Annotated in this window: 10 protein-coding genes; 8 read left to right on the top strand and 2 right to left on the bottom strand. The window is 60.8% G+C overall.

The genetic code is table 11. From position 1 onward, the window contains the following. The first annotated feature begins 5 nt into the window (after positions 1 to 5). Positions 6 to 479, top strand: a complete 474-nt coding sequence (locus tag AB3G35_RS07170; protein WP_134049317.1) for a GNAT family N-acetyltransferase — start codon at positions 6 to 8, stop codon at positions 477 to 479. Here the strand turns inward: AB3G35_RS07170 and AB3G35_RS07165 are convergent. Then, on the bottom strand, positions 476 to 2062 hold the full coding sequence (locus AB3G35_RS07165) for a PAS domain-containing methyl-accepting chemotaxis protein (RefSeq protein WP_086795891.1): 1587 nt from the start codon (positions 2060 to 2062) through the stop codon (positions 476 to 478). The genes AB3G35_RS07170 and AB3G35_RS07165 overlap by 4 nt on opposite strands. Before the next feature lie 152 nt (positions 2063 to 2214). After that, complete coding sequence (locus AB3G35_RS07160; RefSeq protein ID WP_029611247.1) at positions 2215 to 2442, bottom strand: hypothetical protein; 228 nt, start codon at positions 2440 to 2442, stop codon at positions 2215 to 2217. Positions 2443 to 2803: 361 nt separating this feature from the next. Between AB3G35_RS07160 and AB3G35_RS07155 the strand changes: the two genes are divergently transcribed. The 7 genes from AB3G35_RS07155 (at position 2804) to AB3G35_RS07125 (ending at position 13129) form a co-directional block, all read left to right on the top strand. After that, on the top strand, positions 2804 to 3949 hold the full coding sequence (locus tag AB3G35_RS07155; RefSeq protein WP_134049313.1) for an efflux RND transporter periplasmic adaptor subunit: 1146 nt from the start codon (positions 2804 to 2806) through the stop codon (positions 3947 to 3949). Continuing rightward, complete coding sequence (locus tag AB3G35_RS07150) at positions 3946 to 7050, top strand: multidrug efflux RND transporter permease subunit (RefSeq protein ID WP_369782424.1); 3105 nt, start codon at positions 3946 to 3948, stop codon at positions 7048 to 7050. The genes AB3G35_RS07155 and AB3G35_RS07150 overlap by 4 nt, the downstream gene beginning before the upstream one ends. Further along, complete coding sequence (locus tag AB3G35_RS07145; RefSeq protein ID WP_016779542.1) at positions 7031 to 7705, top strand: heavy metal response regulator transcription factor; 675 nt, start codon at positions 7031 to 7033, stop codon at positions 7703 to 7705. Before AB3G35_RS07150 ends, AB3G35_RS07145 begins: the two co-directional genes overlap by 20 nt. Next, positions 7680 to 9077 (top strand): heavy metal sensor histidine kinase, encoded by a 1398-nt coding sequence (locus tag AB3G35_RS07140; RefSeq protein WP_369782423.1) that lies wholly within the window; start codon positions 7680 to 7682, stop codon positions 9075 to 9077. Before AB3G35_RS07145 ends, AB3G35_RS07140 begins: the two co-directional genes overlap by 26 nt. Positions 9078 to 9814: 737 nt before the next feature. Next, complete coding sequence (locus tag AB3G35_RS07135; protein ID WP_016779540.1) at positions 9815 to 10039, top strand: hypothetical protein; 225 nt, start codon at positions 9815 to 9817, stop codon at positions 10037 to 10039. Positions 10040 to 10229: 190 nt separating this feature from the next. Further along, a complete protein-coding gene (locus AB3G35_RS07130) occupies positions 10230 to 11549 on the top strand; it encodes an OprD family porin (protein WP_169845835.1) in 1320 nt (439 codons plus the stop codon). An 86-nt stretch (positions 11550 to 11635) separates the two neighbouring features. Further along, on the top strand, positions 11636 to 13129 hold the full coding sequence (locus tag AB3G35_RS07125; RefSeq protein ID WP_169882479.1) for a sensor domain-containing diguanylate cyclase: 1494 nt from the start codon (positions 11636 to 11638) through the stop codon (positions 13127 to 13129). The last annotated feature ends 98 nt before the right edge of the window (positions 13130 to 13227 follow it).

The following is a 13227-nucleotide window of genomic DNA, read 5'->3' as shown; positions in this document are numbered from 1 at the left end:
GCACGATGAGCGAATATTGCCTGTTACTGCGCAAGGACCTGCGCAAGCCATTGCCCGCCGCGCAGTGGCCGGAAGGCTTTAGCCTGGTGACACTTAGCGAGGCGTTAATGCAACCCGTGCATGCCCTGCTGTGCCTGGGTTACGCCGACGGCCGGGGCAGCGTCGAACCTTTGCACAGCTGGCAACACGACCTGCTGCATGACGCCGAGTACGACCCGCAGCTGTGTTTTGTCATCCTCCATGAAGGCCAGGTGATCGCGGTGGCTCAAGCCTGGACCAGCGCTTACCTCAAGGACCTGGTGGTGCACCCGCATCATCAGGGTCAGGGCCTGGGCAGCGCGCTGCTGAGCCATGTGTTCGAAGTGTTCCGCCAGCGCCATGAGGCCTGCGTCGACCTCAAGGTCATGGAACACAATCACAGGGCCCGGCGCCTTTATGAACAGCACGGCATGGCCCTGATCCGGCGCGAGGCGCTTTAGCGCCGGGTCTGCCAGAACTCCTGCGCCAGTGAGCGCAGGCTTGCAGCCAGGTCGGCCACATCCCCCGAATGGCGATGGCTTTGCTGGCCGGCATCCACCGTCACCTCGCAGGCACTGCGGATCCCGGCGATATTGCGGTTGATGTCTTCGCTAACCACACTTTGCTCCTCGACCGCGGCGGCGATCTGAACGCTCATCTCGGTAATTTTCTGCACTTGCAGGCTGATCCCGTCCAGCGCACAACTGGCCATCTGCGTTTGGTTAACGCTGTTTTGCGCATACTCACTGCTTTGCTGCATCACCTGCACCGCCGCCTGCGCGCCTTCTTGCAGGGCACTGATCATGGCCTGGATTTCACAGGTCGATTGCTGCGTACGCTGGGCCAGGCCGCGCACTTCATCGGCCACAACGGCAAAGCCACGGCCCTGGTCGCCCGCCCGTGCCGCCTCGATGGCAGCGTTGAGCGCCAGCAGGTTGGTTTGCTCGGCAATACTGCGGATCACCTCCAGCACCGAGGAAATATCGCTGCTGTGGCTTTGCAGGTGATGCACCACCTCGGTGGCCCGTTCCAGCTCCGACGCCAGGTGCTGCACCGTGCTGCGGCTTTGCATCACCAGTTGGTGGCCTTCACGGGTTTCGATCTGCACCTGGTCGGCGGTTTGCGAGGCCTGCTGGGCATGGGTTGCAACCTGCGCCACGCTGGCCGCCATTTCGTTGATGGCAGTGGCCACCTGGTCGGTCTCAAGCTGTTGATTCAAGGTGCTGGCATGGCTGCTTTGCAGGTGCTGAACCAGCTCGCCGGCATGCCCGGCCAGACGCTGCGAGGCATCGCCGATTCGCCCCACCACCGCGCCGACCTGCGCCTCCAGCATATGCAGGGCAAACTCGATCTGGCCGAATTCATCACGGCGCCCGGTATAAATCTGCTGGCTCAAAGGGTTGTCGCCCACGTCTTTGGCGCGACGGGTCAAGGCATGCAAAGGCCGCAGCATCCAGGCGATGGCTGCCGAACTCAACAGACTGCCCAGCAGCCAGATCACCAGCCCGGCCCGGGCATCGACGCTGGCCAGCAACAGCGTGCCCACGGCGCTGACGGCACCAAAGACAGCACTCACAAACAACGCCAGCTTGCCACCCAGCCCCAGGCGCAACCCCACCGGCAGCCACGGCTTGCGCCCGGCACGCAGGGCGGCGTAATGCGCCTCGGCAACCGCGACCCGCTCGGGTGCAGGCTGGGTGCGCACGGATTGGTACTCGACGGTTTCGCCGTTCTGCGTGACCGGCGTGACATAGGCGCTGACCCAATAATGGTCGCCGTTTTTACAGCGGTTTTTCACCATACCCATCCACGAACGCCCGGCCTTGAGGGTCTGCCACATATGGCTGAAGGCGGCGGCGGGCATGTCGGGGTGGCGTAGCAGATTGTGCGGGGAGCCCAGCAACTCGCTCAGTTCGTAGCCGCTGACCTGGATAAAGTCAGGGTTGGCGTAGGTGATGGTACTGTCGAGATCGGTGGTGGAGAGGATATTGGCGTCGGGGGCAAAATCAACGGATCGGCCGGTAATCGGTAGATTGATTTTCATGTCAGGCGCGCTCGGAGTGTTAGGGAAGAGTCGGCAGGGTCGTCGACTCTAAGCGCACCTATTAAGCAAATACTGATCTGGCGCATGACTAAAGGAGTTAATCAGGCCTGAACAAACACTAATGGCATATTGCCACTTTTTGGGGCGTAAAATCAGCGTTTGCCCATGGTTTTACGAGTGCCATGAGGCGGAGCGTTCGGGGTTTTATCGTGACCGCCGAGGCCGCTTTTCTGGTAGTACGCCTTGCCCTGGGACTTGGCCTTGGCAAACTCGGAAGGCTTGAACGGGAAGGTGAACGCAGGGATTACCGGTTTTTCCGGGGTATCGAGGTTCTCGGCGCTCACGTCATCAGGAGCGGTCGTTGGTGTAGGAGAAGTCATGAAAGCTCCGAAATACGGGAAATAAACAGGCCAAGTGGCGCAATGCCGCGCAGTATACCTGCGCACCCAGTATGCGTTGCACTCGCTGGTCGTAAAAAATCAATGATGTAGCAGCTGCCGAAGGAACGAGGCTGCGTTCGGCGACGGAGTCGTCGTAAAGTCATAGACCGTGGAGTTACAGATAAAACGCACACTCAGGTTTTACGACGGCTGCGCCGCCGAACGCAGCCTCGTTCCTTCGGCAGCTGCTACGAATCTCAAAACTGTCAGTAATGTCAGTTAGCCGTCACTGTACTGACCGGGTCCGCACGCTATAACCCTTATACAAGCCCTTACTCCACGCACACGGCGCTTATCCCGCATGCCCAATAAAACCAAAAAAATCTTGCTGGGCACACTGGTGCTTGCTCTTATCGGCGGCGGTATCTGGTGGTTGAACCGCCCTGCTCCCGGAAAATCAGTGGCTGGTGCACCCATACCGGTGCGGGTTGCCCATGTGCAGCAACAGGATGTACCGCGCTATATCAACGGGATTGGCGCCGTGCTGTCGCTGCACAGCGTGATTATTCGCCCGCAGATTGACGGCATCCTCACTGACATACGGGTCAAGGAAGGCCAGACGGTCAACGCGGGCGATCTGCTGGCGACACTCGATGACCGCTCAATCAAGGCCAGCCTCGATCAGGCCAGGGCCCAACTGGGGCAGAATCAGGCACAGCTGCAAGTGGCACTGGTCGACCTCAAGCGCTACCAGTTGTTAAGCGTGGACAATGGCGTGTCCAGGCAAACCCTCGACCAGCAACAAGCCCTGGTCAATCAGCTCAAGGCTTCGGCACAGGGTGACCAGGCAACCATTGCGGCAGCGCAGGTGCAGTTGTCCTATACGCAAATACAGTCTCCGGTCAGCGGGCGCGTGGGCATTCGCGCAGTGGATGCAGGCAACTTCCTGCGGGTCAGCGATGCCCAGGGGCTGTTTTCCGTGACCCAGATCGACCCCATTGCCGTGGAGTTCTCCCTGCCCCAGCAGCAATTGCCCCTGCTCCACGAACTGCTTATGGCCGAACAACCCGCCCGGGTCAAAGCCTTTATCGGCAATGCCGACAACAGCGCCACGCCACTGGGCGAGGGCCGTCTGAGCCTGATCGACAATCAGGTCTCGGCCACCACCGGTACGATCAAGGCCAAGGCCCAGTTCGATAACCCCACGCAAAGCCTGTGGCCCGGCCAGTTGGTCAATGTCGAGATCCAGACCGGCCTGCAGCGCGACGCGCTGGTAGTGCCACCGCAGGTGGTGCAGCGCGGGCTGGATAATTACTTCGTCTACCGGGTCAGCGGCGACAAGGTCGAAACCGTCCCGGTGCAACTGACATTTCAGGACACCGAGCTGAGCATCATCACCGGGGTAAACCCCGGCGATGCGCTGGTCAGCGATGGCCAGTCGCGGCTCAAGCCCGGCTCGCGGGTTGAAATCCTGAGCGAGCCAACGGCCGCCCGGGTGCAGCCATGACCCGCAGCCGCTCGCTGTCCGCCTGGTGTGTCGATCACCCGGTGGCCACCGTGCTGCTGACCTTCGCCCTGGTTCTGGTGGGGCTGATTGCCTTCCCGCGACTGCCCGTGGCGCCCTTGCCTGAAGCGGAGTTCCCGACCATCCAGGTGTCGGCGCAATTGCCCGGCGCCAGCCCGGACACCATGGCCTCATCGGTGGCCACCCCGCTGGAGGTGCAATTCAGCGCCATCCCCGGCATGACCCAGATGACCTCCAGCAGCGCCCTGGGCTCGACCACCCTGACCCTGCAATTCACCCTCAATAAAAGCATCGATACCGCCGCCCAGGAAGTACAGGCGGCGATCAACACCGCGTCCGGCAAACTGCCCAAGGACATGCCCACGCTACCGACCTGGAAGAAGGTCAACCCGGCCGACAGCCCGGTGCTGATCCTCAGCATCAGCTCGCTGCAAATGCCCGGCACCGAGCTGAGCGATTACGTTGAAACCCTGCTGGCCCGGCAAATCAGCCAGATCGACGGCGTGGGCCTGATCAATATCACCGGCCAGCAGCGCCCGGCGATCCGCGTGCAGGCCTCGGCCGACAAACTGGCCGCCATCGGCCTGACCCTCGCCGATATCCGCCTGGCCATTCAGCAAACCAGCCTCAACCTGGCCAAGGGCGCGCTGTATGGCCCGTCGAGCATCTCCACGCTGTCGACCAACGACCAGTTGTTCGACGCGGATGAATACGGCCAGTTGATCGTCTCGTACAAGGACGGCGCCCCCGTGCAGTTGCGCGACGTGGCGCGAGTCATCAACGGCTCCGAGAACGACTATGTACAGGCCTGGTCGGGCCATCAGCCAGGGCTCAACCTGGTGATTTCGCGCCAGCCGGGGGCCAATATCGTCGACACCGTGGACCGTATCCAGGCCGCCCTGCCAGGCCTGCAGGCGATGCTCCCGGCCTCGGTCGAGGTCACGGTGCTGAGCGACCGCACCAAAACCATCCGCGCCTCCCTGCATGAAGTGGAAATCACCCTGCTGATCGCCGTGCTGCTGGTGATTGCGGTGATGGCGCTGTTCTTGCGCCAGTGGTCAGCCACCCTGATCGTGTCGGCAGTGCTTGGTGTATCGCTGATCGCCAGCTTCGCACTGATGTATGTGCTGGGCTTCAGCCTCAATAACCTGACGCTGGTGGCGATTGTGGTGGCCGTTGGGTTTGTGGTCGACGATGCCATCGTGGTGGTGGAGAACATCCACCGCCACCTGGAGGCTGGCGAAAGCATGCGCGACGCGGCGATAAAGGGCGCCAGCGAGATCGGCTTTACCGTGGTGTCCATCAGCTTCTCGCTGGTGGCGGCATTTATCCCGCTGCTGTTTATGGGAGGGGTGGTCGGGCGGCTGTTCAAGGAGTTCGCCCTGACGGCAACCTCGACCATCATGATTTCGGTTGTGGTATCACTGACCCTGGCGCCGACCCTGGCCGCGCTGTTTATGCGCGCACCGGTACACCAGCCTGATGCCAAACCGGGCTTTGGCGAGCGTCTGCTGGCCCTGTATGACAAGGGCCTGAAGCGGGCCCTGGCGCACCAGCGGCTGATGCTGGGGATTTTCGCCGTGACCCTGGGCATGGCCATCGCCGGTTATGTGCTGATCCCCAAGGGGTTCTTTCCGGTGCAGGACACCGGCTTTGTGCTCGGCACCACCGAGGCGGCTTCGGATATCTCGTTCCCGGACATGACGCAAAAGCATCTGGCGCTGGCCGGGATCATCGGCAACGACCCGGCCGTGCAGGCGTTCTCCCATGCCGTGGGCGTGACCGGCAGCAACCAGACCATCGCCAACGGCCGCTTCTGGATTGCCCTCAAGGACCGTGGCGAGCGCGATGTGTCGGCCAGCGAGTTTATCGATCGCATCCGCCCGCAACTGGCCAGGGTCCCCGGCATCGTTCTGTACCTGCGCGCGGGCCAGGACATCAACCTCAGCTCCGGCCCCAGCCGCAGCCAGTATCAATATGTGCTCAAGAGCAACGACGGGCCGACGCTCACCACCTGGACCCAGCGCCTGACCGAAAAACTGCGCGCCAACCCGGCCTTTCGCGACCTTTCCAACGACCTGCAACTGGGCGGCAGCATCACCCATATCAGCATCGACCGTAATGCAGCGGCCCGCTTCGGCCTGACGGCCACCGATGTCGACGAGGCGCTGTACGACGCCTTCGGCCAGCGTCAGGTCAATGAGTTCCAGACCGAGACCAACCAGTACAACGTGATCCTGGAAGTCGACGCGCAGCAGCGCGGCAAGGCCGAGAGCCTCAATTACTTCTACCTGCGCTCGCCGCTGACCGGGGATATGGTGCCGTTGTCAGCCGTGGCCAAGGTCGATGCGCCCGTCAGCGGGCCGTTGTCGATCAGCCATGACGGCATGTTCCCGGCCGCCAACCTGTCGTTCAACCTCGCGCCCGGCGTGGCCCTGGGCGATGCGGTGCTGATGCTCGATCAGGCGAAAAACGATATCGGCATGCCGAGCACCATCAGCGGCAATTTCCAGGGCGCGGCCCAGGCATTTCAAAGTTCGCTGGCCAGCCAGCCGTGGCTGATCCTCGCGGCGCTGGTGGCGGTGTACATCATTCTGGGGGTGCTGTACGAGAGTTTCGTGCACCCGCTGACGATCATCTCCACCCTGCCTTCGGCCGGGCTTGGCGCGCTGCTGATGCTGTGGATATGTGGCCAGGACTTTTCGATCATGGCGCTGATCGGGCTGGTATTGCTGATCGGTATCGTCAAGAAAAACGGCATCCTGATGATCGACTTTGCCCTCGATGCCCAGCGCACCCGTGGCCTGAGTCCCGAAGAGGCCATCTATCAGGCGTGCCTTACACGGTTTCGGCCGATCATCATGACCACCCTGGCTGCCCTGCTCGGCGCCTTGCCGCTGATGCTCGGCTACGGCACCGGCGCCGAACTGCGCCAGCCCCTGGGGATTGCCGTGGTCGGCGGGCTGCTGGTGAGCCAGGCGCTGACGCTGTTTACCACGCCGGTCATATACTTGTGGCTTGAGCGACTGTTCCATCGCTCCAAACCGATCACTGAGGCGGGTCATGCGCGTTCTGATTATTGAAGATGAAGAAAAAACCGCCGATTACCTGCACCGCGGGCTGACCGAGCAAGGCTATACGGTGGATGTGGCCCGCGATGGCATCGAGGGGCTGCACCTGGCGATGGAGAGTGATTACGCGGTGATCGTGCTCGATGTCATGCTCCCGGGGCTCGACGGCTTTGGCGTGCTGCGGGCCTTGCGGGCGCGCAAGCAAACCCCGGTGATCATGCTCACCGCCCGTGAGCGGGTCGAAGACCGTATTCGCGGGCTGCGTGAAGGTGCCGACGATTACCTGGGCAAACCGTTTTCGTTTCTCGAACTGGTCGCCCGCCTGCAAGCCCTGACCCGCCGCAGCGGCGGCCACGAGCCGGTGCAAGTGAGCGTCGACGACCTGTGGATAGATTTGATCAGCCGCAAGGCCACCCGCGCTGGCGCCCGCCTGGACCTGACCGCCAAGGAGTTCTCGCTGCTAAGTGTGCTGGCGCGGCGCCAGGGTGAAATCCTGTCCAAGACCGCCATTGCCGAGATGGTCTGGGATATCAACTTCGACAGCGACGCCAACGTGGTCGAAGTGGCGATCAAGCGCTTGCGCGCCAAACTCGACGGGCCATTCGAGCACAAGCTGCTGCACACCATTCGCGGCATGGGCTATGTGCTGGAGCGGCGCAGTGTTTAAGCGATTCACGGCCTTGAACTCCATCGCCCTGCGTTTGAGTGCGATGTTCGCCCTGGTGGCGTTGCTGGTGTTTGTATTGATCGGCGGGGCGCTGTACCAGCAGGTCGACAAAAGCATCGGCCGCCTGCCTGAAGCGGAGCTGGATGCCCGCTACAGCGTGCTTGAGTCATCTATCAACCGCTACGGCAACCCCGAGCACTGGGCCAAGATGAGCGCCAAGCTCAAACTGCTCAGCGAGGAAGACAAACGCATCCGCTTTTGGGCGATCAGTTCAGACCCGGCTTATGAGTACGGTAACCCCGAGGCCGCCGTGCGCAAATTTGCCCAAGGGCCAGTGGGCGTGCGCGACTTGCGCCTGCCCGGCGAGGCTTATCCGTTCAAGGTACTGAGCAGCGAAATACCCGCCAGGGAACAGCGCCCGGCCCTGCGCTTTCTGATTGCCATCGATACCCAGACCTTTCGCCAGACCCAGCATCACCTGCTGATTGCGCTGGTCAGCCTGGCGAGCATCGGCGTGCTGCTGGCCTCATTGCTCGGCTACTGGGTGGCGCGCATCGGTCTCAAGCCACTGGTCAAGCTGTCTGAGGCCGCACAAAAACTGGCACCGCCGCACTTGTCCGGGCGCTTGCACCTGGCGCCCCTGGCGCCGGAGCTGGACCAACTGGTCAGCGCCTTCAACTCGACCCTGGACCGCGTGGAGCAGGCCTGGACCCGGCTGGAGTCGTTCAATGCCGACGTGGCCCATGAACTGCGCTCACCACTGACCAACCTCATCGGCCAGACCCAGGTGGCGCTGACCCGAGGGCGTTCGGCCGAGCATTACTTTGAGGTGCTGCAATCCAACCTTGAAGAGCTGGAACGGCTACGCAACATCATCAACGACATGCTGTTCCTGGCGAGCGCCGACCAGGGCAGCAAGGCCAGCAAACTGACCAGCGCGTCCCTGGCTGACGAAGTGGCGACGACCCTGGAATACCTGGAGTTCATTCTTGAGGACGCCCGGGTTGTGGTGCAGGTCAGCGGCGATGCGCGGGTCAATATCGAAAAAGCCCACCTGCGCCGGGCGTTGATCAACCTGCTGAACAATGCCGTGCAGCACACCGAGGCCGGTGAAACGATCGAAGTCCTGATCGAGCAAACCGCCGGGCAGGCCGCGATCAGCGTCAGTAACCCGGGGCAGCCGATTGCCGGGGAGCACTTGCCGCGCTTGTTCGAGCGTTTCTACCGGGTCGACGCCGCCCGCCGCAACAGCGGCGCCAACCACGGGCTGGGGCTGGCCATCGTCAAGGCGATTGCACAGATGCATGGCGGCGAGGTGTTTGTACGCAGCGCCGGCGGGCGCAATACGTTCGGGTTGTATTTGCCGACGTGACCTGTAGCCCTGTAGCCCTGTAGCAGCTGCCGAGGAACGCAGGCTGCGTCCGGCGGCGAAGCCGTCGTAAGGTCAGACTCCACGTTTTTCCTGAAAAAACGTGCATTCAGGATTTACGAGCGCTTCGCACTCGAACGCAGCCTCGTTCCTTCGGCAGCTGCTACAACGCTCTAGCTCGCGCCCTTCGCATTTAATACGTTCGGGTTGTATTTGCCGACGTGACCTGTAGCCCTGTAGCCCTGTAGCAGCTGCCGAGGAACGCAGGCTGCGATCGGCGGCGAAGCCGTCGTAAGGTCAGACTCCACGTTTTTCCTGAAAAAACGTGCATTCAGGATTTACGAGCGCTTCGCACTCGAACGCAGCCTCGTTCCTTCGGCAGCTGTTACAACGCTCTAGCTCGCGCCCTTCGCATTTAATACGTTCGGGTTGTATTTGCCGACGTGACCTGTAGCCCTGTAGCAGCTGCCGAGGAACGAAGGCTGCGTCCGGCGGCGAAGCCGTCGTAAGGTCAGACTCCACGTTTTTCCTGAAAAAACGTGCATTCAGGATTTACGAGCGCTTCGCACTCGAACGCAGCCTCGTTCCTTCGGCAGCTGCTACAACGCTCTAGCTCGCGCCCTTCGCATTTGTTACCCAAAACGCAAAAGTCCTTGTCGAAAACATGGCTTTTTCGCCCCCGCCCGGGGCTATAGATTTAACCCATCACACAGCACTTGCTAAGCAAGAAGGTCTTTGAAATGTCCAGCAGTATGGGTATGGCTAGCGTTTTCGTTTTGTCGTCTTTGTTGTTGTCGCCCCTGGCCATGGCGGAAGAATCCCCTGCCTTTGTCGCACAAAATGCGGCCCGCGCAGCCACATTTGAACAGCATCAGGCAGAGCTGACAGCACGTCATCAAAACGACGCAAAACCGCAGCCTGAACAGGCCAAAGCCAGCGTCAGCGATGATGTCCAGGACAGCTGATCGCACTCCCGCAGACTTCCCGACCCAGTCAGTCACGGCCTACACATGTGACTGATTGTTTCAAAAGCCGCTATCATAGCGGCTTTTTTTTGTTTTAAAAAAACATGCCCGGCACTGGCATGCCTTCAAACAAGAACAGAATTTACAAAGAAAATAAAAACTGCCGCCACTCTCAAGGAGCAACAAACTGGTGAAGACATCACTCAAATTCAGTCCGTTATTCATTGCCCTGGCTGCAACGATCCCAACCTTCGCCCACGCCGATGACGACGCTACCCAAGACGGTTTTGTCGAAGGTTCCAGCCTCAAGATTCACGCCCGCAACTACTATATGAACCACGATATCCGCAGCCCCCATGCCGATGACAGCAAGGAATGGGGCCAGGGCTTTATCGGCAAGTTCGAGTCGGGCTTCACCCAGGGCACCGTTGGCTTCGGCCTGGATGCCTATGGCCTGCTCGGGCTCAAGCTCGATGGCGGCGGCGGCACCGATGGCAGCAGCATCCTGCCGGTCAGCGATGGCAACGGCAAAGCGCCCACTGCCTTCTCGTCTGCCGGTGCCGCACTGAAAATGCGCGCCTTCGATACCGTGCTTAAAGCCGGTGACATGTTCCTCACCAACCCCGTGATCGCCGGCGGTGAAACCCGCATGCTGCCGCAGACCTTTCGCGGTGTCAGCCTGACCAACACCAGCTTCGAGGGCTGGATGTTCGAAGGCGGCCAGGTCAGTTTCGACAAGCCCTACAACCAGAGCGGCATGCGTCGCCTGACCACCACCTACGGTGACCTGGGCGACCAGAGCAGCAAGCACATCACCTGGGCTGGCGCGTCCTGGAGCGGCGTACCGGAAATCACCAGCAACCTGTACGCAGCCCAGTTGCAGGACATCTGGAACCAGTACTACTACGACTTCGACTACACCCATACGCTGAGCGAGGGCGTCACCCTCAACCCCGGCCTGCACTTCTATCACACCCAGGACACCGGCAAGGCGCTGCTGGGCGATATCGACAACAACACCTTCAGCCTGCACCTGGCCCTGGGCATCGACGGCCACAAGGTGACGGCGGTGTACCAGCGGGTCAACGGCAATACGCCCTTTGACTATATCTATCAGGGCGACAGCGTTTACCTGGACAACTCGCAGCAGTACTCGGACTTCAACGGCCCCAACGAGCGTTCCTGGAAGCTGCAATACGAGTATGACTTTGCCGGCCTCGGCATCGCCGGCCTCACAGCCAGTGCGTCGTACTCACGCGGTGAGCTGGACCTGACCAAGGCTGATCCCAACAGCATCGGCTACAGCAACTGGTACAACCCCGAAGGCAAGAACGCCCATCACTGGGAACGTGACCTGGGGCTCAAATACGTGATTCAGGAAGGCAAGGCCAAGGACCTGGCTGTGACCCTGCGCTGGGCCACCAACCGCGGCAACACCGCGTACCAGAGCGTGGATAACGATGTTGATGAGTACCGGGTAATCGTCGACTATCCTATTGATGTGTTCTAATCCATGACCAAAGGGCCAGCTTTTAAGCTGGCCTTTTTATATGATTGCATTCATTTTATGGGGCCGCACCCAGGGCGACAGCGAGCATGGCCATCAAGCATATCTTGCGCAATAACGTGCTCACCCTACGCCTGCTGATCGGCGCTACAACCGTTTCAATCATTGCCATTCTGAGCATCGTCAGCTTCCTGCTGGTGCGCGAACACCGCACCGCCGAACTGGCCGCCATCCGCACCTCACTCAATATCGTGCAACTGGTCGGGCGTGATGTCCAAAACACCGTCGATCTCTACGACTCGGCGCTGAACACACTGATCGACGTATCAAAACGCAGTGACCTGAGCAGTGTCTCCCAGCCGCTGCAACACATGCTGTTGTTCGACAAAGCCGAACAGACCCCGGCCAATGGCGGTTTTTACCTGCTCAATGACCAGGGCGACCTGGTGGCCGACTCCCGCACACTAGCCCCCCCCAAAGTCAACTACAGCCACTGGCCAAGTTTTGTGGAACACCGTGACTCCACCAGCGACAACCTGTTTATCTCCCACCCTTTTGACTCGGCCGAAAACCAGGGCATGTGCTGCATCAGCTTCAGCCGGCGGATCTCCGGCCCCGATGGCAGGTTTCTCGGCGTGGCGGTGGCCCAGATGAAGCTGGACTATTTCAAGACCCTGTTCCAGCGACTGGTCCTGGAACCCCACGGCTTTATCCGGTTGATCAGCACCGATGGCACACCACTGACCCAGCACCCCGAACCGGACGCCGCCGACGCGCACACCAACCTGAGCAACAACCCCGTGTTTATCCGCTTCCTGCAGGAACACAGGGGCAGTTTTATCGCCCTCTCCAGCATTGATGACGAAGAGCGGCTGTACAACTTCTCCGAGGTCGGTGACCTGCCTTTGATTGTGGTGGTCTCACTGGCCACTGACGATGTATTCAGCGCATGGAGGCGCAACGCAATTTTGGTCGGTATCGGTACGCTGTTGTTATGTGGCGCCCTGCTGATGCTCACCTGGTTGCTGGGCCGTGAATTGCATTTGCGCCAACGTGCCGAACGCCAGCTCGAGGCGCTGGCAACCACCGACCCGCTGACCGGGCTGGCCAACCGACGCAAGCTGGACCAGACCCTGGAACAGGAATGGCGACGGGCACAGCGCTCAGGCAAACCGCTGTCGCTGATCATGTTCGACATTGACCACTTCAAGAACTTCAACGACACCTATGGTCATCAGGACGGGGACGAGGCCCTGAAGCGTGTGGCGCAGACAATCCGGCACTGTATGCACCGCTCCACCGATCTGGCGGCCCGTTATGGTGGCGAAGAGTTTGCGGTCGTGCTGAGCGATACCGATGCCAGTGGCGCGTATAACCTGGCGCAGAGTATTCGCCAGGCAGTCGAGCAACTGGAACCATTGACGCCCACCCATCGCCGGCTCACCACCAGCATGGGAGTCAGTACCCGCCAGGTGAAACCTGGCGACCAGCTTGCAGGCTTGATCAACAGCGCCGATCAGGCCCTGTATCAAGCCAAGAAGGCCGGGCGCAATTGCGTCATCAGTGCCCCGGAGTTGTCTTGAGTGAGTATCCGCCTTGAATGAAAGGCCCGTTGTGCATGGTTTTTTCTTCAGAGGGTCAAGCCATTAAATATCATCTGCGCACACCGGTTATCACCCGC

The organism is Pseudomonas sp. WC2401, assembly GCF_041200115.1.
In the GTDB taxonomy this organism is placed as follows: Bacteria; Pseudomonadota; Gammaproteobacteria; order Pseudomonadales; family Pseudomonadaceae; genus Aquipseudomonas; species Aquipseudomonas fragi.
Note: the sequence above shows the minus strand (reverse complement) of the source record. Positions and strands in the feature narration are given on the sequence as shown.